Annotated in this window: 18 protein-coding genes; 6 read left to right on the plus strand and 12 right to left on the minus strand. The window is 45.7% G+C overall.

The window, feature by feature from the left end:
* The first annotated feature begins 193 nt into the window (after nucleotides 1–193).
* On the plus strand, nucleotides 194–1,411 hold the full coding sequence (gene sbcD / locus M2387_RS14540) for an exonuclease subunit SbcD (protein ID WP_259050381.1): 1,218 nt from the start codon (nucleotides 194–196) through the stop codon (nucleotides 1,409–1,411).
* Complete coding sequence (gene sbcC, locus M2387_RS14545; RefSeq protein ID WP_259050382.1) at nucleotides 1,408–4,563, plus strand: exonuclease subunit SbcC; 3,156 nt, start codon at nucleotides 1,408–1,410, stop codon at nucleotides 4,561–4,563. The genes sbcD and sbcC overlap by 4 nt, the downstream gene beginning before the upstream one ends.
* Before the next feature lie 48 nt (nucleotides 4,564–4,611).
* Here sbcC and mak read toward each other — a convergent pair whose 3' ends face one another.
* Nucleotides 4,612–5,523, minus strand: coding sequence for a fructokinase (gene mak, locus M2387_RS14550; RefSeq protein WP_259050383.1), 912 nt, complete (start codon nucleotides 5,521–5,523; stop codon nucleotides 4,612–4,614).
* Nucleotides 5,524–5,617: 94 nt separating this feature from the next.
* Between mak and rdgC the strand changes: the two genes are divergently transcribed.
* Nucleotides 5,618–6,529 carry a recombination-associated protein RdgC gene (rdgC, locus tag M2387_RS14555; RefSeq protein WP_259050384.1) on the plus strand — a complete coding sequence of 304 codons (912 nt, stop codon included), beginning with the start codon at nucleotides 5,618–5,620 and terminating at the stop codon, nucleotides 6,527–6,529.
* A 57-nt stretch (nucleotides 6,530–6,586) separates the two neighbouring features.
* Here the strand turns inward: rdgC and ppnP are convergent, their stop codons facing one another.
* The 4 genes from ppnP to M2387_RS14575 all read right to left on the minus strand — a co-directional run bounded on the left by ppnP (nucleotide 6,587) and on the right by M2387_RS14575 (nucleotide 9,344).
* Nucleotides 6,587–6,871 (minus strand): pyrimidine/purine nucleoside phosphorylase, encoded by a 285-nt coding sequence (gene ppnP, locus M2387_RS14560; protein ID WP_259050385.1) that lies wholly within the window; start codon nucleotides 6,869–6,871, stop codon nucleotides 6,587–6,589.
* 130 nt (nucleotides 6,872–7,001) lie between these two features.
* Nucleotides 7,002–7,679 carry an AroM family protein gene (locus M2387_RS14565; RefSeq protein ID WP_259050386.1) on the minus strand — a complete coding sequence of 226 codons (678 nt, stop codon included), beginning with the start codon at nucleotides 7,677–7,679 and terminating at the stop codon, nucleotides 7,002–7,004.
* Nucleotides 7,680–8,036: 357 nt separating this feature from the next.
* The gene (gene aroL / locus M2387_RS14570) at nucleotides 8,037–8,570 is read right to left on the minus strand and encodes a shikimate kinase AroL (RefSeq protein ID WP_259050387.1); all 534 of its coding nucleotides are present in this window, start codon (nucleotides 8,568–8,570) and stop codon (nucleotides 8,037–8,039) included.
* A 315-nt stretch (nucleotides 8,571–8,885) separates the two neighbouring features.
* Nucleotides 8,886–9,344: a YaiI/YqxD family protein gene (locus tag M2387_RS14575; protein ID WP_259050388.1), complete on the minus strand. Its 459-nt coding sequence runs from the start codon at nucleotides 9,342–9,344 to the stop codon at nucleotides 8,886–8,888.
* Nucleotides 9,345–9,529: 185 nt separating this feature from the next.
* Between M2387_RS14575 and proC the strand changes: the two genes are divergently transcribed.
* Entirely contained in the window at nucleotides 9,530–10,339 is an 810-nt protein-coding gene (gene proC / locus M2387_RS14580) for a pyrroline-5-carboxylate reductase (protein WP_259050595.1), read from the plus strand.
* Nucleotides 10,340–10,631: 292 nt separating this feature from the next.
* Here the strand turns inward: proC and M2387_RS25925 are convergent, their stop codons facing one another.
* Nucleotides 10,632–11,090 carry a sigma-S stabilization anti-adapter protein IraP gene (locus M2387_RS25925; RefSeq protein ID WP_259050389.1) on the minus strand — a complete coding sequence of 153 codons (459 nt, stop codon included), beginning with the start codon at nucleotides 11,088–11,090 and terminating at the stop codon, nucleotides 10,632–10,634.
* A 411-nt stretch (nucleotides 11,091–11,501) separates the two neighbouring features.
* Here M2387_RS25925 and ddlA point away from each other — a divergent pair, with 411 nt between their 5' ends.
* Complete coding sequence (ddlA, locus tag M2387_RS14590) at nucleotides 11,502–12,599, plus strand: D-alanine--D-alanine ligase (protein ID WP_259050390.1); 1,098 nt, start codon at nucleotides 11,502–11,504, stop codon at nucleotides 12,597–12,599.
* Between the two features lie 11 nt (nucleotides 12,600–12,610).
* Here ddlA and M2387_RS14595 read toward each other — a convergent pair whose 3' ends face one another.
* From M2387_RS14595 to lpxP, 3 genes are all read right to left on the minus strand, one after another.
* Nucleotides 12,611–12,826: a DUF2754 domain-containing protein gene (locus tag M2387_RS14595; RefSeq protein WP_259050391.1), complete on the minus strand. Its 216-nt coding sequence runs from the start codon at nucleotides 12,824–12,826 to the stop codon at nucleotides 12,611–12,613.
* 209 nt (nucleotides 12,827–13,035) lie between these two features.
* A complete protein-coding gene (gene sbmA / locus M2387_RS14600; RefSeq protein ID WP_259050392.1) occupies nucleotides 13,036–14,247 on the minus strand; it encodes a peptide antibiotic transporter SbmA in 1,212 nt (403 codons plus the stop codon).
* Nucleotides 14,248–14,736: 489 nt separating this feature from the next.
* A complete protein-coding gene (lpxP, locus tag M2387_RS14605) occupies nucleotides 14,737–15,666 on the minus strand; it encodes a kdo(2)-lipid IV(A) palmitoleoyltransferase (RefSeq protein ID WP_259050393.1) in 930 nt (309 codons plus the stop codon).
* Between the two features lie 450 nt (nucleotides 15,667–16,116).
* Here lpxP and ampH point away from each other — a divergent pair, with 450 nt between their 5' ends.
* Nucleotides 16,117–17,247, plus strand: coding sequence for a D-alanyl-D-alanine-carboxypeptidase/endopeptidase AmpH (gene ampH, locus M2387_RS14610; protein ID WP_409040065.1), 1,131 nt, complete (start codon nucleotides 16,117–16,119; stop codon nucleotides 17,245–17,247).
* Between the two features lie 19 nt (nucleotides 17,248–17,266).
* Here the strand turns inward: ampH and M2387_RS14615 are convergent, their stop codons facing one another.
* The 3 genes from M2387_RS14615 to pheP all read right to left on the minus strand — a co-directional run bounded on the left by M2387_RS14615 (nucleotide 17,267) and on the right by pheP (nucleotide 20,869).
* Nucleotides 17,267–18,295, minus strand: a complete 1,029-nt coding sequence (locus M2387_RS14615; RefSeq protein ID WP_259050395.1) for a sensor domain-containing diguanylate cyclase — start codon at nucleotides 18,293–18,295, stop codon at nucleotides 17,267–17,269.
* Between the two features lie 179 nt (nucleotides 18,296–18,474).
* Nucleotides 18,475–19,383, minus strand: a complete 909-nt coding sequence (locus tag M2387_RS14620; RefSeq protein ID WP_259050396.1) for an EamA family transporter — start codon at nucleotides 19,381–19,383, stop codon at nucleotides 18,475–18,477.
* A 112-nt stretch (nucleotides 19,384–19,495) separates the two neighbouring features.
* On the minus strand, nucleotides 19,496–20,869 hold the full coding sequence (pheP, locus tag M2387_RS14625) for a phenylalanine transporter (RefSeq protein ID WP_259050397.1): 1,374 nt from the start codon (nucleotides 20,867–20,869) through the stop codon (nucleotides 19,496–19,498).
* Between the last annotated feature and the right edge of the window lie 46 nt (nucleotides 20,870–20,915).

The raw sequence follows: 20,915 nt of genomic DNA on the forward strand, positions 1-20,915 counted from the left end.
ATTAATTGCGTGCCAGTATGCGTCAGTTTTATGACATTTTTATGAACGCAATTTGCATCAGTTACAACCGTTATTTATTCGCTATCAGCTGACTAAAGTCAGTGATTCGAGTGAACGAATGCAGACAACGCACATGCAACTTGAAGTATGACGGGTATAATCAGCCATCGCGACTTTGCCACAGAGACAGGTTATGCGCATTATCCATACATCAGACTGGCATCTCGGTCAGAATTTCTATACTAAAACGCGCGGCCCTGAGCATCGTGCTTTTCTGAACTGGCTCCTTGAAGCCGTAATCGAACATCAGGTCGATGCCGTTATTGTTGCAGGTGATATTTTTGACACGGGTTCACCGCCGAGTTATGCCCGTGAAATCTATAACCATTTTATCGTACAACTACAATCTACCGGATGTCAGCTGATTATTCTGGCCGGTAACCATGATGCGGTTTCAACGCTGAATGAATCCCGTGAATTACTGGCCTGCCTGAATACACAAGTTATCGCCCGTGCTGCGCAGGAAACAGACCAGCAAGCCTGGTTGATTAATAAAAAAAACGGTCAACCCGGAGCAATACTTTGCCCTATTCCGTTCCTGCGACCGCGAGATATTCAGCGTAGTCAGTCAGGGCTGGATGGTTATGAGAAACAACAATCACTGATGACAGCCATTAGCGAACATTATCAGCAATGCTATCAGGCTGCAGTACAGCTGCGTGGAACCCAGAGTCTGCCGATTATTGCCACCGGACATCTGACTACCGTTGGAGCAACAACCTCTGATGCAGTAAGGGATATTTATATCGGCTCGCTGGATGCTTTCCCGGCTGATGCTTTCCCCCCTGCTGATTATATTGCACTCGGACATATTCATCGGCCGCAAAAAGTCGCAGGCTGCGAACATATTCGTTACAGCGGCTCGCCTGTTGCACTCAGTTTTGATGAAACTAACCGAGCCAAAAGCGTCTTCCTGGTCACTTTTTCGGACGGTAAACTAGCCAGTGTCGAGCCACTTGAAGTCCCCGTGACACAAAAGTTAGTGACATTAAAAGGCTCATTAACTGAAATTAACCAGCAATTAGAACAATTTCGGGATATCTCACCTGATAACAAAATCTGGCTGGATATTGAAGTGAGTACAGACGAATATCTGAATGATATGCAAAGACAAATTCAAGATTTAGCGGCCAGTCTTCCGGTTGAAATATTACTGATCCGCAGAAGTCGTGCCCAGCGTGAACGTTTCATGGCAAATCCACATAAGGAAACATTAAGTGAGTTAAGTCCGGAAGATGTCTTTGAACGGCGATTAGACCAGGAATCACTTGATGAAGAAAATGCTACACGCCTGAGGACACTGTTTACCCAAACACTTTCCTCGTTACATGAGGAGCAAGAATTACCGTGAAAATTCTTAGCCTACGCTTCAAGAATCTTAACTCTTTGAAAGGCGAGTGGAAAATCGATTTTACTCAGGAGCCTTTTGCCAGTAACGGTCTGTTCGCTATCACCGGCCCAACGGGAGCCGGCAAAACAACGCTCCTGGACGCTATCTGTCTTGCGCTTTACCACCAGACACCACGCCTGAATACCCTGACTCAGTCACAGAACGATTTAATGACGCGAGATACTGCCGAATGCCTGGCTGAGGTTGAATTTGAAGTAAAAGACGTTGCCTGGCGTGCCTTCTGGAGCCAGAACCGTGCACGTAACGCTATCAATGGTAATCTGCAAGCTCCGAGAGTGGAGCTTGCACGCGTCAGTGACGGGAAAATCATTGCTGACAAAGTGAAAGATAAACTGGAAGCTACCGCCTCATTAACCGGGCTGGATTACGGCCGTTTTACTCGTTCAATGATGTTATCTCAGGGGCAGTTTGCTGCTTTTTTAAATGCCAGTGCGAATGATAGAGCTTCATTACTGGAAGAACTGACCGGAACAGAGATTTACGGCTTCCTGTCGAGTGCTGTTTTTGAAAACTATAAGCAGATGAAAAACCAGCTCGATATTCTGCTCGCACAAGCCGATGGAATTGCCCTGTTGAGCGAAGCTCAGCAACAGCAACTGGCTGAACAATTACAAGATCTGGCGACGAGTGAAAAGGCCTGGCTTGAAGAGTTACGGCAACGTCAGTTCTACCACCAGTGGTTAACTCAGCGCGCGCGGCTAACACTTCAGAGCCAGCAACAGCAACAGGTCGTCAATAATATCCAGCAGACATCACTGGATTTCGCTCCTCAACAAAACAGACTGACCCGTGCATTACTGGCTGAAACATTGCGCCCTGATGCCTTACGGCTTGAAGATCGTCTGAAAACTCATCAGCAGAAAGTGCAATACAGTGCAGAGGTAAACACTCGCTTACAGAATATCGCCCTCTATCGCCAGCAAACCCGCTTACTGGCCGCCAGACGAACCAGTGAATGGCAAAATACCCTGGCAGAAAAACAAAACTGGCTTAAAGCGCATGACCAGTATCGCCTGTGGGGCAGTGAACTCGCTGGCTGGCGAGGTGCTTTTGAACGTCTAAGACGTGACGAGCAACAGCTCGCCGAGTGGCAGCAAAGTATTGAAGTCAGCCAGAGAAAATTACAGGCTCTGCCAGTTAGCACTCTGTCATTAACGGCCGAAGAGGTAAGTATTTACTTACCAAAACAGATAGCCGCCCGGCCTTTGCATCAAAAACTGGCCTTGCTTCATCAGCAGTTTCACACCCTGAGTAAACGTAAGACAGAACAGAATGCAGAGCAGAAGCTGCTTGATAAACAGATAACGGAACGGGAAGTTCAGCTTGAGGCAACCCGCCAGCGCTATAAAGACAGACGTCAGCAAGAAATTGCTCAGGCCAAAATCGTCGATTTAGAAAAACGTATTCAGAGTCTTGAAGCTGAACGTGACCGTCTGGAGTCCGGGCAGCCTTGCCCACTTTGTGGGTCAACTGAACATCCAGCCGTCACCGAATATCAACAGCTCCAGCCTGCTGAAAGTCAGCAGAAACTGGCTGCTCTGACCTTCGAGGTGGAAGCACTTGCTAACCAGGGTGCGGCGATCAAAGGTCAGCTAGAAACACAACGCCAGCAACGTGAAAAAATAGGTCTGGCACAGGTACAGATCCTGGAAGAAGAAGGTGAGCTTACTGCACAGTGGCAACAGTGCTGTGCGCGCTTAGAAATCACCTTGTCATTGGAGGAGGATCTCAACCAGTGGCTCGGTCAGCAAGAGCAGTTTGAGCACAGTCTGCGACAGCTGAATGAACGTCAGGTACTGGAAGTGCAGCATCAGCAGCTCAATATGCAATATCAGCAGCTGAAAACAGCGATTGGTGCTCAGCATAACGCCTTGATGTTAAGCCTTGAGCAAGCCGGACTCACTGTTCCTGAAAGAGGCGAGGAAGCACAATGGCTTGATGCCCGCTTGAAAGAGTCGCGCCACTGGCAAGAAGAGCAAGCCCTGATCCCCCAGCTACAGCTGCAACTTGCCGCGCTGGAACCTATTCTTTCGACTCTGCCTGATGATGGTAGTACACCGCCATCGCTCGACGAAAGTGAGCAGCCTGCTGCGCTGCAAAACTGGCAGCATCTCTACAGCGAAAGCACACGTCTGGACGGTGAGCGTCATTCCTTGCAACAACAGTTGCAACAGAGTGAAGCTGAACTGTCTTCAGCTCAGGTTCAGTTTAATACCGCTCTGACGCAGAGCCCATTCATTGACGCAGATGACTTCTATAACGCGTTACTTGATGAAACCCAGCGTCAGATATTAATCGAACGTAAAGAAGAACTTGAACGTCAGCAACAGCAACAAACGGCTCTGTTACTGCAGGCAAAACAGACTCTAACAGAGCATCAGTCGACTCGTCCGCTAACGCTGAGCGATGAAATCGATACAGCGATACTGGAAATACAGATAGAGCAACAAACACAGCAATTGCGAGAAAATACCACCCAGCAGGGACAAATTCAGCAACAGCTTCAGCATGATGCGGCTAACCAGCAACGCCAGGCAACCTTAATTCAGTCGATAAAAGAGAAGGAAAAACAGCTACAAGATTGGAGCGTTCTCAATGCACTTATCGGTTCAAAAGAGGGAGATAAGTTTCGTAAATTTGCTCAGGGACTGACGCTGGATAACCTGGTCTGGCTTGCCAATAACCAGCTGAATCGTCTGCACGGGCGTTATCTGCTTCAGCGTAAAGACAGCGAGGCGCTGGAGCTACAGGTGGTGGATACCTGGCAGGCAGATGCCTTGCGTGATACCAGAACTCTTTCGGGCGGAGAAAGCTTTCTGGTGAGTTTAGCTCTGGCCCTGGCACTGTCTGATCTCGTCAGTCATAAGACCCGTATTGACTCGCTATTCCTGGACGAAGGGTTTGGTACTCTGGATGCCGAGACGCTGGATATTGCACTTGATGCCCTGGATGCACTGAATGCCAGCGGGAAAACTATCGGAGTGATAAGCCATGTCGAAGCAATGAAAGACCGCATCCCGGTACAAGTGAAAGTAAAAAAAATAAACGGATTGGGTATCAGCAAACTGGACAAAGCGTTTGCCGTCGACTGACGGCAAACTTATACCCGGGCAGCTTGAAATATGACGGGTATATGGCCGCTACTTTTCCAGCGGCCACAACCACGCAGCGCCACGAACCCCGCTGGAATCCCCGTGTAGTGCTTTCAGAATGGGGGTTTCACACTCGCCGCCAAACACCCAGGGCTTGATAAGTTGAGGAAGTGTTTGATAGAGACGGTCGACATTACTCATTCCGCCTCCCAGCACAATCACATCAGGATCAAGTATATTAACAATATGGGCCAGAGACTTGGCAAGGCGAGTTTCATAACGCCTGAGGGCCTGCTCAGCCAGAGCATCATGCTGTACGGCACGGGCTATAATGTCCTGACCACTCAGACTTTCACCGCTCAGGCGCTGGTAGTCAGCGTTAAAGCCGCTACCAGAAACAAAGGTTTCAATACATCCCTGTTTACCGCAGTAACAGGGGAGTTGCCGACGAAGATGCAGCTCCTCATCATCCATCCAGGGAAGTGGATTATGCCCCCACTCTCCTGCAGTACCATTGCCGCCGATAAGACTACGTCCTTGAATAGCTATCCCGGAACCGCAGCCAGTACCAATAATCACGGCAAAGACAATTTCTGCACCGCTTGCAGCTCCGTCAATGGCTTCTGATACTGCCAGGCAGTTCGCATCGTTTGCCAGCCGAACGTCACGCCCTAGCGCCAGCTGTAAATCCCGGTCAAAGGGCTGGCCATTGAGCCAGGTCGAATTGGCATTCTTTACCACCCGAGTGTAGGGGGAGATAGAGCCAGGGATCCCGATCCCCACACTACCGCGCGCTCCTGTCGCCGCCTCAGCTTTAGTAACCAGTTCAACAATGGTACGGATCGTTGCCTGATAATCATTTTTAGGTGTCGGTAAACGATGCCGAAAGAGCTCAGCTCCATCATCAGCGAGGGCAATAACTTCGGTTTTAGTGCCACCCAAATCAATTCCTATACGCACGATATTCTCCTCAAAAATACAAGACGGGTATAAAGACCATCACCAATTCGCTATCATACAGTCTGCGTTTAACTGACCAATCCGGGACTGAGTCATGCTGTGGTTTAAAAATTTAATGGTGTACCGTTTAAGTCGTGATATCACACTGACAGCGGACGCAATGGAAAGACAGTTAGCCGAGTTTTCCTTTACGCCTTGTGGCAGTCAGGATATGGCAAAAACTGGCTGGGTCTCTCCTATGGGACAGCACAGTGATACGCTTACCCATATCGCGAATGGCCAGATTATCATTTGTGCCCGCAAAGAAGAGAAGATGCTACCTGCATCCGTTATTAAGCAAACGCTTGAAGCAAAAATCAATAAACTGGAAGCAGAACAAGCTCGGAAACTGAAAAAAACCGAGAAAGACTCGCTAAAAGATGAAGTGCTTCATAGTTTGCTCCCACGCGCCTTCAGCCGATTTAATCAGACTATGGTCTGGATCGATACGGTCAATAATATCATCATGCTGGACTGCGCCAGTGCGAAAAAAGCCGAAGACACGCTAGCCTTGCTACGTAAAAGCCTCGGGTCATTACCAGTAGTTCCTTTAACCTTTGAAAAACCACTTGAATTAACCCTCACTGAATGGGTTCGCTCGGGAGAAACTCCTGCTGGTTTTGCTCTGATGGATGAAGCAGAGCTGAAGGCAATGCTGGAAGGTGGCGGAGTGATCCGTTGTAAGCAACAAGACTTGGTCTGTGATGAAATAGCTAATCATATTGAATCAGGAAAAGTGGTCACTAAACTGGCGCTGGACTATCAGGAAAGAGTACAGTTTGTGATTGCTGATGATGCTTCGATTAAGCGTCTGAAGTTTGCTGATATTCTGCGTGAACAAAACGATGATATTGACAGGGAAGATGTGGGGCAGCGTTTTGATGCTGACTTTATTCTGATGACAGCAGAGTTAACCGCTCTGATAACAAACCTGATTGATGCTTTAGGCGGGGAAGCACAGCATTAATTATCGCCGCAAAAAACAACAGAGCGCGAGTCGCGCTCTGTATCATGCCAATTAATCTTACAGGTAACGACACAGATAAGAAGTTGACTCTGCTACCTGAAGATTAAATTCACTGTTGCCGGGAACGTGAAAAACGTCGCCTGCCCCATAGACTTTCCACTCAGTTTCACCTGGCAATAAAACATTCAGGGAGCCGCTTATCACGGTCATCTCTTCAGGTTGGGCAGTTCCGAACGTATACTCTCCCTCAGCCATCACACCTACACTTGCGTGGCCAGTACTGCTGCTATCGAAACCAATGGATTTTACTTTACCGGAAAAGTACTCGTTACTCTGAAGCATGGACAAACCCTTTATAGAGATAAGAAATTTAAAAAAATAATATAGAGGGTAATACTCTGTCCTGTCACGATAATTATACCTGTCATACTTCAAGTGACTCGAGTATTGCTTTCATGACGTCTGGATATATTTAGTCAAGCAACTCTGATGCCAGCCTGGCGACCAGCATATTGGTAAGGATCACTGGAATATCAAAATGTTGCTCTAATAACTGCTGATGCCGCTTCATAAAGACCAAATAATCCAGCACAAAGACCGTCACTCCACGTTCAATCAATTGTCGGGCAGCCTGGAGTAACTCCTCATCAGAACCATCAACTGGATTAGCCACATCATAAAGCGGTGTTTTTTCGAGTAAGCGCCATTTATCTTGCTGGTACTTTATCAGTTCCGGAAAAGGCAAAATCACTCCCATTTGGTGGCTTTCAACAATAGAAGCAACAAGCGGTGGGAGGATGCGATCGGGTTCTAAAAGAATTGCACTCTGTGCCTTGAGCCCACTCAGTGGCATCGTATTCATTAACAGAATAACTTCATAACCCAATTTATCGAGCAATGAAACTAAGTTTTGCATAGCCAGAGAGACTTTATTGCTGCCTACATTAACGAGCTGATTATCACTCAGCAAGGCGAGATGCTGCTCTTCACCGATATCCGGGGCGAACTCCAGGCTAACTTCTTCACGTGACATGTTTCCCAATAAACTAATATGGGTTATTTTTTCATCTACCACATGTTCTGTTAAAACCGTTCTGATTTCGTCCACTGGAACCGTGCCAATGGAGAGAATCGCTACAGTGGGTTTCATACTTTGCGTCGCCTCTGCTTCGTATCAGTTCAATGTCCAGTATTGATCCGTCATGAGCTACTACACAGTGCCTTCGCTATATCATATAAAAATAGCATAAAAACACGCTGTAAGGCGGAGCTTCACATCAATTCTAAACAATATTTCAACAACATTAAAACAACATATCGGTAACAATCTATTGCTTTTTATAACACTATTTTATTAACTAGTGGGACAGGTTTTATTTAGAAATAAGCACTTAAAATAAAAAATATCACCCGATGGGGTGGTTACCGTAATAATAACTTTTTTTGCGGGGTTGTAGCCTACCTATAAAGGAGTACTCATCATTATTATCGGCAGACTAACGGATAACTAGATAGCTGAGCGAACATCAGACATCTGTAATACACTAATAATAGAATTAACAACGCTGTCCGGAGAATGCGTGGCATCAATGATATGACGAGCAGTCTGACGATAAAGTTCCTCACGAGCAGCCAAAACATCTACTATTTCGTCTACCACACTTTTTCCCGTTAAAGTAGGACGCTGAGCCTCTTCCGGAGAAGCATCGAGGCGCGAGGCTAAAATATCAGCCGGAACATTAAGCCAGATAGCAATTCCACGCTCAGCCATAAACTGACGATTACTTTCTGAAAGGATCATTCCCCCTCCAGTCGCGACAACAGTCGAGGCTGCAGTGACTTGTTTTAATGCCAGAGACTCACGAGCTCGAAACCCCGGCCAGCCCTCTGCAGAAACAATTTCAGTAACGCTTTGACCTGTACTGGTAAGTAAGTAGCTATCAGTATCGGCAAAAGAATAACCCAGGGTTTCCGCTAAAGCACGACCAATCGTTGTCTTACCACAGCCGCGAGCGCCGACCAGGAATACGGGTTGAATCATCAGGGCAAATCCTCAGAAGTACAAACTTCAGGTCAGAAATAACAAAAGCAAGATAAGGGCACGGATAGTACCACTGAATTAAGAAAGAGAAAAACGTAAAAATAACGTTACATAAACTAGTGGATTCATATTATTACCAGTAATCACGTAGTAATAAGCAATTAAAGGTGTAAACTAAATATACCACACCAAAGGTTTGCCCTGTATATAGTCTTATTCTGTAATGATAAAGTCATCTGACTACACATTAAAGACAGAGTAATATCGGGGTAGTCATTCCCGATAATATTCTGTATCGCTCAATAACAGATAAGATTACTTTCGCCCCCTGGCGACCATCAGTAACCACTTTTCTAGTTCATTGGCAAACTGCTGTCTGTCCCGCTGACTCAGGCTATCCGGCCCTCCGGTTTGCACCCCACTGGCGCGTAAAGTATCCATAAAATCACGCATAGTGAGGCGTTCACGGATGGTGGCGGGAGTATAGCGTTCTCCCCGAGGATTAAGAGCGATAGCTTCTTTATTCAACACATCCGCAGCCAGGGGGATATCAGCAGTTACTACTAAATCATCTTTTTCGCAACGACGAACTATTTCATTATCGGCAACATCAAACCCTGATGCTACTTGCAGGCTGCGAATAAAGCGTGATGGTGGGGTTCGAATTAACTGATTCGCCACCAGTGTCACATGTACCTGAGATCTTTCCGCTGCACGGAACAGAATTTCTTTGATGACATTAGGACAGGCATCAGCATCCACCCAAATTTGCATTACAACTCCAGATTGTTAACGTCAGTGAGGGGCATTTTGCCATTTTTTTCACTTTCTGACAGATAAACCGGGTAATCTTTCCATAGATCCTTGTTTGATTGTATAGGGTTAAACTTAAGCATAATCATTAAAAAACCATTAAACTTTAATAAAAGCTCATGAATGCATCACCATGGAGTCAAATGATGGATAAGAAAATTGGATTTATTGGTTGCGGCAATATGGGGCAGGCGATTCTGCAAGGTATGATAGCCAGTGGTCAGGTCGCTCCCGGTAATATCTGGGTTTATACTCCCTCTCCCGATAAGGTTGAAGCCTTACGCGAAAAATTTGCTATCAATGCGGCCGAAAGCGCTCAGCAAGTAGCTCAGGTTGCAGATATTGTCTTCGGCGCAGTTAAACCTAATATTATGCTAAAGGTGATGAGTGAAGTTAACTCCAGCCTGAACAAAGATACCGTAGTTATCTCTATTGCGGCAGGTATTACTTTAGAGACACTGGCAAAAGTATTAGGCCATGACCGGAAAATCATCCGTGCGATGCCGAATACTCCGGCACTGGTCAATGCGGGAATGACCTCGGTCACACCAAACTCCTTAGTCACACCAGAAGATGTATCGGATGCAGTCAATATTTTCCGCACCTTTGGCCATGCTGAAGTAGTCAGTGAGTCGCTGATTAATTCAGTAGTAGGTGTCAGTGGTTCAGCCCCTGCCTATGTATTTATGTTTATCGAGGCTATGGCAGATGCCGCCGTATTAGGTGGAATGCCTCGTCAGCAGGCCTATCGTTTTGCTGCACAGACGCTAATAGGTTCAGCTAAAATGGTGTTAGAGACCGATACCCATCCCGGCGAGCTGAAAGACAATGTCTGTTCACCAGGCGGTACCACCATTGAAGCCGTCAGAGTTCTGGAAGAGAAAGGGTTCCGTTCAGCGGTTATTGAAGCTATGGTGAAGTGTATGGCAAAATCAGAACAATTAAGTAAAAGTTAACCCTTTGTTCTGTCAAATGAAAGCGTGGTCATGTTCTGTGGTCACGCTTTTTTATCAATGATTAGACTTGCTGATAAAAATAGTTCTGCCGAAGCCCCAGTATATCCCTTTAAATCACAAGGCTTATTAAACAGGGAAAGTATTTTATGCGTAAAACGAAAAGGGAGAGGTAAAAGAAAGAGAATATAGCGGCAAAGATGGCATGATATTTTAATTTTTTATCTGCAAATATTTTTCAGGAATAATCAAATGGTAGAAAGAGTAGATGACAGTGCAATGACACCGGGCTGAGCTAATCATTATGAATTAAAAGTAATCTGGCTAAATTTTTATTTAGTTCGTAGCTATCATAGCCATCAATCGCCGTACCATTCGACAATGATTTCAGAGAGTTCTCAACGCTGCTAATGAACCTTAGCTTTTGATCTTGATCCAGATTCTGAAGTAATCCAGTGACAATAATTTCCAGTGATTTAATCTGAACCGCCAATTCTTTCGTTTCCTCTTCCTTTTCTGCGAGTTTAATTAGTAACTCTGCAATGAAATTTTTCATAGACCGAATTCCGATGGTTAAGAAACGATGTTTATCCTGAGATAAACTAAACTTGTTCGGTAATATATTATCAATTGAAAAATCAGTAAATAACCTGAACATCAATAAAACACTACTTATTGATAATGACTTTCCAATTATTATTAAAAATAAGATTATCGTACCGGAAATGAAGTTCTTTTGAACAGAAACCGCCATCGCACCAGATAACAGGCCTGAAATAACTCAGTAAACAGAATAAAAAACTAAAAGAAAATAATTAATTATTATTCGTTTCCAATGCCTGATGCCATAAACCATGCTGCTTAAAGCACCACTTTCATTTTCCTTTCAGACGAAATAACCCTCAATTGTCTATTATCACCTTAGGTTATCAATTCACTACACAGTCATTTATTATTCTGCTGCTGGTCTGCTTGCTACATACACTATCTGATTCAGCCAGTGGAACCCAAGCCTCATTCGGGCAACCCGAAGCGAGAATGGTAAAAAACGCATCAATAGTAACCTTTTAGTCAATTATCCCCCTGACAGTGACAGAAGCACATGAATCCCGGTTTGGCGCATGCTATGTTGTCCCCTTTGGTATTCATGAAGGTGGGAACAAGCATGACAAAGCTGCGAGTTGGTATCGTGTTTGGTGGAAAATCAGCAGAACATGAAGTGTCGCTGCAGTCGGCAAAAAATATCGTTGATGCCATTGATAAGTCTAAATTTGATGTGGTGCTACTGGGTATAGATAAGCAGGGACAATGGCATATTAATGATGCAACCAGTTATCTACACAATGCGGATGACCCAGCACTTATCGCTCTTAATCATTCAGGGAATAATATTGCGCTTGTCCCTGGACAGGCAAATCATCAGCTGATCGAAGCCAGTAACTCACATCCCCTCTCACAACTGGATGTTATTTTTCCTATCGTTCATGGAACCCTGGGCGAAGATGGTTGCTTACAGGGTCTATTGAAGGTTGCGAACCTGCCATTTGTCGGTTCAGGTGTTCTGAGCTCTGCTGTCAGCATGGACAAAGATGTCGCCAAACGACTGTTGCGTGATGCGGGTTTAAATGTCGCTCCCTTTATCACCCTGACCCGTGCTAATCGCACACAGGCCAATTTTACCGAGATTGAGCAACAGCTCGGACTTCCGCTATTTGTTAAACCGGCTAATCAGGGATCCTCGGTAGGCGTCAGCAAAGTTAACTCTGAGCAACAGTTTCATGATGCCGTTGCTTTAGCCTTTACTTTCGATCATAAAGTCGTGATTGAGCGTGGAATTATTGGCCGTGAAATAGAATGTGCAGTACTGGGCAACGACAATCCTGAAGCCAGTACCTGCGGTGAAATAGTGATTAATAGTGGCTTCTACTCGTACGATACAAAATATATCGACGAAGAGAGCGCCAAGGTTGTTGTTCCCGCGGCGCTATCAGCAGAGATTAACGATAAAATTCGTGCGATTGCTATCCAAGCCTATCAAACTCTGGAATGCAGTGGTATGGCGCGAGTTGATGTCTTTCTGACTCCAGACAACGACATTATCATTAATGAGATAAATACCTTGCCAGGTTTTACCAATATCAGTATGTATCCTAAGCTGTGGGAGGCAAGTGGTATTAACTACTCTGAGTTAATTACGCGTCTTATTACTCTGGCATTGGAACGCCACCAGCAAGATAACGCGTTAAAAAGTTCAATGAATTAACGGTTCCGACCCTACTCTTCCGCTGTCTTCTCTGTTTCTTCGCGGGGACGGCGGATAAAAAACCCGGCCAGCCAGAAACTGATAATCCAGGTCACAAGACCCACCGCATAGCTTTTCCAGCCACTGGCTTCTAACCCCATGATGCCTACAACGCCATTCAGAATAAAGATGAATCCCACAGCCACTGCATAATAATGCCAGTCACGACGCATTTTCAGGGTTAGCATAAATCGCCTCATTCGTTCATAAAAAACTCTTTCGGCATTGTTGCATAACTTCAGCAATTAAGTCGTCTTTAACCTTAATACTGCAGATAACTTTACATTGAATTTAAATTTAGCGGGGGAGCTAATGGCGATGAACTTATCAGACTCAGGGTGGCGTTAATTTTTCTAACGCCGCCCTGATATCATGTTGAGTGGCTAATCCAGGCCGATTATACTTTAACCTCATCATGGGGGATATCTTGCAAAGTATGCTCAAAACTACGCAAACGCTTATAAATAGACATCAATTCCACCAGCGTGGTCCAGGAGTTGATCAGATACTGGAAAGCACTTCGTACCTGGCTAAAGACATTACTTATCTGCGTCATCAGTCCCAGCGTAATGGTTCCGGCAACAATCGAAGGGAACATCAGGAATAAACCAAAAATGTTATCCACTTGCAGATAAAGAATACGGGCAATATTAAAATAAGTGTAGTGGAAATAAAGTCTGAAATAGTTATTCCGGACGGCACTAAATAGCTCTTTTACCGTCGGCGGAGTTGCACGATTAACATCATCTTCACCATAAACCAGCTCTTTACGGTACGCGGCTTCAACTTTCTGGTTGTTGAACTGTAATCCCGGCAGTTTAATTCCCACCATAGCGAGTAAACCTGTTCCTACCAGAGACCAGACAATAGCGGCTACCACTAAACCATAAGGCATTTCACCCAGAATCGGGATGCTTTTCACATGAGGTGACAGTGCAACCAGTACCGGTAAGAAAGCGATCAAAGTCATGACTGATTGCAATAACTTAACGCCCATATCCTCAAGAGTTGCAGCAAAGCGCATAGTATCTTCCTGCACACGCTGAGCAGCACCTTCGATATTACGCAGCATTTGCCAGTGCTGCATATAGTATTCATTCATCGCTGTACGCCAGCGAAAAACATAGTGACTGATAAAGAAGTTGTTCAGTACTGATACGGTAACGGCAATTAACGCAATACCAAGAAACACTCCAGTCTCATTGTAGAACTGTGTGAGCGTGACCGAATTCGGTGAACTTAGGGCCTTTTGAATAAGATCGTAGAACGGGGCATACCACGCATTGATTGCTACGCCGACCTCAACCAAAAACCATGTCACAAAAATAATCAGTGATGACCCCAGAATCGACCAGAGCTGCCAGCGGTGGGGCCGATAAAGACACCAGAACCCGGCAAATAAACCAACACTCGCTGCATAGTAGCCATAAAAAACCAGCGCTTTAAGTGACCAGAAACGCGTGGCATTGATAGGTTCTTGCTGGCTGGCTCCGACCGCATTCTCAAGCCAGAGATCGAGACCGACTTGCCAGCTAATGACGACCAAAAGTCCCCAGATAGCCGCCGAAATGAAGAACATCTTCGGTGACGGGAAAAAAGATTTAAACATTGACTCACTCCTGGACACATATTTTGTTTTTATATCAAATCATCAAATAAAAAAAACAAGCACGAGCAGGCTTAATAGTCTGATTCAAAAAGAAAAGACTCGCGTGTGCTATTACCTACAGGTGGAAATTTATCAATCAACTAAAGCTGTAATTGGTTACCAGAAATCATACGATCAAAAGGCTGCGCCACTTTCTCTAACAACAGCGGCCATGCCTGTAGTATTGACCGTACAGAAACAATCGGGCCCAATGAAAAACATAACATTATCGCAACATATACCACTACGAACATAATAACCCATTTATTGATATCATTTTTCAATAAAAGTTCATCATGAATACATAGCCAGAGCAGTCATATCAGGTTGACTACCTGGCAGCAACAAAAAAGGAGAGAAACTATATTCTCTCCTTCGTCACATTGGTTTTTTCTGGCTGCCTGACTACCCATATTGCCTGTGGGATAAAAAATCTAGCTTATCGGATTATCATGAGTAGAGCTTACTTTTCCCGTCAGGCCGTGTTTTAAAACGCCGATGCAGCCATAAATACTGTTCGGGTGCCCGCATAATTTCCTGCTCAATTTTACGGTTGATGTAGGCCGCCGCCGCTTGTTCGTCATTATCTGCCAGTGGGTAGTCGTCAAGCTCTGGCCCAATGATTAACTGGTAACCTTTCCCGTCAGCTCTGCGAATCAATACTGTCGTGAGAATGGCTGGTTTCGCTAGTCGAGCAATAGTAAATGTCCCGTTAGTTGTCGCTGCTTGCTCAACGGCAAAAAACGGTGCAAAAGAGCTACCATTAGGGCCGTAGTCCTGATCGGGGGCAAACCACACTGCCTCACCCGATTTTAAGGCCTTAACGATTCCTCTGAGATTACGGCGATCGAGCATAGCTTTATTCGACCGGGAGCGTCCACGGGTCTGAATAAACTCCATAACTTGATTATTATGGGGTCGATACACGGCCATCATCGGGTGATTCACACCCATGACACGGCCTCCCAGCTCAAGGGTCATAAAATGCACGCCAATCACCAGTACGCCCTTACCTTTGGTACCCGCGGCAACAAGATGTTCAAGGCCACTCACAGTACACCACTTATGAATTCTGGCATCCGACCAGAACCATCCCATTCCGGTTTCAATCAGTGCCCGGCCCAAAGAACTGAAGTTCTGGGTCACTATCCTGTCTATTTGTGTTTGAGTATAGTGAGGAAAACATAGCTGAAGATTCTGCCTGGTAATCGACACGCGGCGCTTAAGAAAACGCATTGAAAGTCGCCCCAGCCAGTCTCCCATTTTCATCAGTAAGGGATAAGGTAGCTGAACCCAAAGCCAAAGTACGCCGACGCTAAACCACGTCAGCCAGTAGCGAGGATGCAACAATCCCTTTTTAAACAAGTGATTATTGGACATATATTTTACTTTACTCTTTTACGCGATAAATATTTGTATCGCATAAAGAATTCAATCATTAGCGGTACACCTAAGCTTTCTGCAATTCGCTACAGCATTCAAATTTTTAATGGCATAAGAACTTACACAAATAGTACCCTTTTATGGTCAAAAACCAACGTAAGTATTTTGTTAATAATAATTATTTTCGCCGCTGATTATAGCGTACTTCTCCTCAGAAATAAGTCCAAAAATGTATCTGAAAAGTAAATAATTATCAGGTGGTTATCGAATTATTAACCTTATGTGAGTGATGTAAGGTAAAGTTATCTTTTTCTTCTATATATCATCATATTTCTGCTTTTCATAAGCACGCTAAGCAGGTTAAATAGCGACTATAGATTAAATTTGTTAATTGGATTCTGTGCCTTGAAAACTCGCCTCCCACAACTTCTTTTGCTCGCCAGCGTTTTGTTTTCTGGAACGAGCCTGGCGCAATCGTCACCTACGGAAGAATATGCAGTTGAAGTCGTTGATCGATATGCAAATCATATCTTTTACGGTAGTGGAGCCACCGGCATGGCTTTGGTGGTCATTGACGGTAACCAGCGCGTTTTTCGTAGTTTCGGAGAAACCAGACCGGGCAATAATCAGCTTCCCCAACTTGATTCAGTGATTCGTATTGCTTCTATTACGAAACTGATGACCAGCGAAATGCTGGTAAAACTGTTCGATCAAGGCACAGTAAAACTTAACGATCCTCTGAGCAAATATGCGCCACCCGGTGCACGTATTCCCACCTTTAACGGCCAGCCAATTACTTTGGTTAATCTGGCCACGCATACCAGTGCCTTGCCCAGAGAGCAGCCTGGTGGTGTGGCAAATCGTCCGGTATTTACCTGGCCGACTTATAAGCAGCGCTGGAACTGGTTATCGCAAGCGAAGTTATCTGCCACACCAGGCACAGTGGCTGCTTACTCTAATCTGGCTTTCGATTTGCTCGCTGACGCCCTTTCCCGGGCATCAGGCAAACCTTATCCTGAACTATTCCGTGAAAATATCGCTCGCCCACTCGGTATGAAAGACACTACCTATACGCCCTCACCCGATCAATGTAAGCGTTTAATGGTAGCGGAAAAAGGCGCAAGTCCCTGCAATAATGCGCTGGCAGCAATTGGTAGTGGTGGTGTCTATTCAACACCCAGCGATATGATGCGCTGGATGCAGCAGTATCTATCATCTGATTTGTATCAGCGCTCACCGCAAGCCGACAGAATGCAATCTCTTATCTATCAGCGCACTCAGCTGACTAAAGTGATTGGTATGGATGTTCCTGGCAAAGCCGATGCATTAGGCTTAGGTTGGGTCTATATGCAGCCACAGGGCGGACGGCCGGGTATTATTCAAAAAACCGGCGGAGCTGGCGGGTTCATTACTTATATGGCCATGGTGCCACAAAGTAACGTCGGCGTTTTTGTCGTCATCACCCGTTCACCTTTAACTCGTTTCGTCAACATGAGCGATGGTGTCAACGACTTAGTGTCTGAATTGAGCGGCCATCCAATTGAAATACCGCTCGCCCAGAATATCCCCGCATCATAGATCTACAGACTTGTCGGAATTATTGCTTTAACGCCGCTTCTCTTTTGCGGCGTTTTTTATCGATATACATCACGGCATCAGCTTCACGTAATGCACTGTCTGGCGTATCAAGAGCTGGATTCACAGCTATAGCACCAATACTCGGCCCTGCGTAATCAATGACACAAGAAGAGAGCTGATAACTCCCTGCCAGTAAGGTTGCCAGCCTGGCTCGCAAAGCATCAGCCGCTTTTATGGCGGCTTCATTTTCTTCAGGCCCGGCTCCTGCAATGACAAACTCATCGCCGCCCATCCGCCCCAGTAATTCCCCGTTACGCATATGCTCTTGTAAACGTCGGGCGATGGCACAGAGGAACTCATCTCCGGCATCGTGTCCATAAGCGTCATTAATAGCTTTGAAGCCATCCAGGTCAGCAAAAACCAGTAAGATATAGTGCGAGTCATCCCGCGCATTCACAAACAAGCGCCCTAATTTATCAAAAATAGCGCGGCGATTAGCCAGCCCCGTTAGCTCATCAGTATAACTGGCGGTAGTTAATGCCCGGTTAGCGGCCTTAAGTTCAATGAGTAACTGTTCACTCTGGATCTGCTGAGCGATCAATTGTGAAAAAAGCTGCAAAACTTGTTCACTCTGCCCGGTCAAAGGACGTTTTGATGAACTAGCTGCACACAGGGTTCCATAAAGCGAACCATCGGAAAGGATGACCGGAGTACTGGCATAAGTCATAATCCCTAATGCTTTAGCCGCCGCTGAGTCTCCCCATAAGCTCGCTACATCGCAGGTATAACGTCGCTTTTCATCTAATGCACGTTTACACAGGGTGTCGCCCCATGGAACAGAGAGTCCCTCGGGAATTTGCATACTCTTAGTATTACGCGCAAACAGTACATGTTGCAGGCTACCATCAGACTCAATACGCGTAAGATAGGTAGACTCCATGTTAGTGACCAGCTCAAGCATTCCCAGTAAATGCCGCACCAGGCCTTCAAGAGTATATTCTGCGTCTAAAACCGTTGAAATACGCTCAATCAGATTATCAATTGCCACGATGAAATACCTTTATTAAGAATGCTTGTCTGGATGTAATGTTTTGCCGATGAGTAAATACTAAAATAGGGTTCGGCTAGCTGAACATAAATGGCGTACCGGCAGCCTAAAGTATGACAGGTAAATTCTATTCTAGCCGTTAATTTGATTCCTTGAATCAGCCGGAGAAATTTAAAAAATCAGTGCTGATGGCTATGCAACCGCCCCCGGGAATCCAGCGCAATTAACAATACTGAAGAGATAATAAATAGCGATCCCAGCCAGTCTGGTAATGTGAAAGTAATACCCAGCAACAGAACGGATAGCAGCGCACTGCTTAGCGGCTCTGCACAGCTAAGAATACTGGCTTTCTGCCCGCCAATCATCTGAGCACCGGTCAGATAGAGACTAAATGTCATCGCTGTACCCACCACCACCAGATAGAAAAATGCCACTAATGTGGTTCCGCTGGCGGTAAAGCTGCCTATCTGTGTTGCATAAAAAGGCGCCAGCATTATGCCACCCAGTAGCATGCTCCAGCCTACAATGGGTAAGGTACCGAAGCGGCCAATAAGTTTGGAAGGATAGGTGGTATAAAACGCAGCGGCAAAAGCAGAGGCGACACCCCAGAATAGTGCGCTACCAGAGATGCTCAGCGAGAGCGGATTACCGTGCGTCACCAACAGAAACGTCCCTAACAGCGAAGTGCCAATCGCTGCGAAGACCAGTTTTCCGGTACGTTTCTTTTTTACCAGCGCATACCAGGCGACAATGATTGTCGGCGAGAGAAACTGCAATACCGTTGCCGTTGCCGCATTCGATTTTTCAATGGTCAGTAAAAAAGTCAGCTGAACGGCCATCGCCCCGAACAGGGTGAACAATAGCAGTGAGAGAATACTTTCGCGTTCTTTAAAAACCGCAAAAATTTTATCGCCATGTGTGATTGATAACGTCAGTATAATCAAACCGGAAAACAGCAAGCGTAGCATCGTCAGTGAAGAGGAGGAGATATGGCTGGCCTCCATGATATATTGGGCACAGACACCAGAACTGCCCCACATCACAGCAGACAGTAATACATACAACATACCTTTCCGGCTTCCGCTCATCCTTTTTTCCTTTCAATCCACCTGCCATCATCGACAGATTAAAACAGTTAGCACGACATATCTTACCGAATACGATAAAAATAGAACCCGGTAAGAATGTCAGTGAGTTAACTTAACGACGAAATAATTTAAACGCACCGTATAAAAAGACTATCCACACTGGCAGTAACATCGCGGATGTTCGCATCCCATCCATGGTACACATCAGGCCAAGGATCATGACCATAAATGCGATACACAGATAATTACCAAAAGGATACAGCAAAGCCTTAAAGCGCGTCTCTTTGCCCTGCTGGCGCATCGATTTGCGAAATTTCAGATGAGCCAGAGAGATCATTATCCAGTTGAGCAGCAAGGTAGCGACCACTAATGCCATTAACAGCCCGAATGCATCATGAGGCAGCAAGTAGTTAAGTAATACCACCAATGAGGTTATTGCGGCTGATAAGAATAATGAGTGTACCGGTACACCACGACGGTTAACGGTAGCCAGAAACTTCGGCGCATTACGCTGGACTGATAAACCAAATAACATACGACTATTGGAATAGACACCGCTGTTATAAACCGACAGTGAAGCCACCAGAATGACAAAGTTCAGCGATGAAGCGACAATATTGCTGTCCATTTCATGGAAAATCATCACAAATGGGCTGCTGTTCGACTTAATCTCCAGCCACGGATAAAGTGACAGTAATACCACCAGAGAACCGATATAAAATAATAAGATACGGTATACAACTTGGTTTACTGCTTTAGGAATTGTAGTTTCTGGCGAACGTGCCTCTGCGGCGGTAATACCAATCAGCTCAAGGCCGCCAAAAGAGAACATAATCACCGCCAGCGACAGAATCAGTCCCTGCCAGCCGGTGGCGAAAAAGCCTCCGTATTGCCAGAGGTTTGCCACCCCGGTACGCTCACCGCCGCGACCTGAAGTCAGCAGCCAGATCCCGAAACCTATCATGCCAATGATAGCCAGCACTTTGATTAGCGCAAACCAAAACTCCATTTCACCGTACATACGCACGTTGACCAGATTGGCGGCATTAATAATGATGAAAAAGAGCGCAACCCAGCACCAGGTCGGAACATCAGGGAACCAGTACTGCATATAAATGCCGCCGGCGGTCAGCTCTGCCATACCAACCAGCACAAACATCACCCAATAGTTCCAGCCAGACAAAAATCCGGCAAAAGGCCCCCAGTACTTATAGGCAAAATGGGCAAATGAGCCTGACACTGGCTCTTCAACCACCATTTCACCGAGCTGGCGCATAATCAGGAAAGCAATAATCCCCGCAATGCCGTACCCCAAAATAACGGCCGGTCCAGCCATCTGTATTGCCGGGCCAATTCCGAGGAATAATCCCGTGCCAATGGCTCCACCCAATGCAATAAGTTGAATATGGCGATTCAGCAGACCGCGCTTTAGTACCGGGGCATCTGCTGCAGCCAGTTCACCCGATGGACTTGACGTATTTTTCAACGTCCTTCTCCTTTGTCTTTTATATAATGCGCACCTTTTAACACTT

Origin of the sequence: Klebsiella sp. BIGb0407 (assembly GCF_024807845.1) — a bacterium.
Classification (GTDB): domain Bacteria; phylum Pseudomonadota; class Gammaproteobacteria; order Enterobacterales; family Enterobacteriaceae; genus JGM124.

Excerpts from the sequence above, each read along its gene's own strand:
- sbcD (WP_259050381.1), top strand. The coding sequence starts at position 194 with ATGCGCATTATCCATACATCAGACTGGCATCTCGGTCAGAATTTCTAT.
- rdgC (WP_259050384.1), top strand. The coding sequence starts at position 5,618 with ATGCTGTGGTTTAAAAATTTAATGGTGTACCGTTTAAGTCGTGATATC.
- ppnP (WP_259050385.1), bottom strand. The coding sequence starts at position 6,871 with ATGCTTCAGAGTAACGAGTACTTTTCCGGTAAAGTAAAATCCATTGGT.
- M2387_RS14565 (WP_259050386.1), bottom strand. The coding sequence starts at position 7,679 with ATGAAACCCACTGTAGCGATTCTCTCCATTGGCACGGTTCCAGTGGAC.
- aroL (WP_259050387.1), bottom strand. The coding sequence starts at position 8,570 with ATGATTCAACCCGTATTCCTGGTCGGCGCTCGCGGCTGTGGTAAGACA.
- M2387_RS14575 (WP_259050388.1), bottom strand. The coding sequence starts at position 9,344 with ATGCAAATTTGGGTGGATGCTGATGCCTGTCCTAATGTCATCAAAGAA.
- proC (WP_259050595.1), top strand. The coding sequence starts at position 9,530 with ATGGATAAGAAAATTGGATTTATTGGTTGCGGCAATATGGGGCAGGCG.
- M2387_RS25925 (WP_259050389.1), bottom strand. The coding sequence starts at position 11,090 with ATGGCGGTTTCTGTTCAAAAGAACTTCATTTCCGGTACGATAATCTTA.
- ddlA (WP_259050390.1), top strand. The coding sequence starts at position 11,502 with ATGACAAAGCTGCGAGTTGGTATCGTGTTTGGTGGAAAATCAGCAGAA.
- M2387_RS14595 (WP_259050391.1), bottom strand. The coding sequence starts at position 12,826 with ATGCTAACCCTGAAAATGCGTCGTGACTGGCATTATTATGCAGTGGCT.
- sbmA (WP_259050392.1), bottom strand. The coding sequence starts at position 14,247 with ATGTTTAAATCTTTTTTCCCGTCACCGAAGATGTTCTTCATTTCGGCG.
- lpxP (WP_259050393.1), bottom strand. The coding sequence starts at position 15,666 with ATGTCCAATAATCACTTGTTTAAAAAGGGATTGTTGCATCCTCGCTAC.
- M2387_RS14620 (WP_259050396.1), bottom strand. The coding sequence starts at position 19,383 with ATGAGCGGAAGCCGGAAAGGTATGTTGTATGTATTACTGTCTGCTGTG.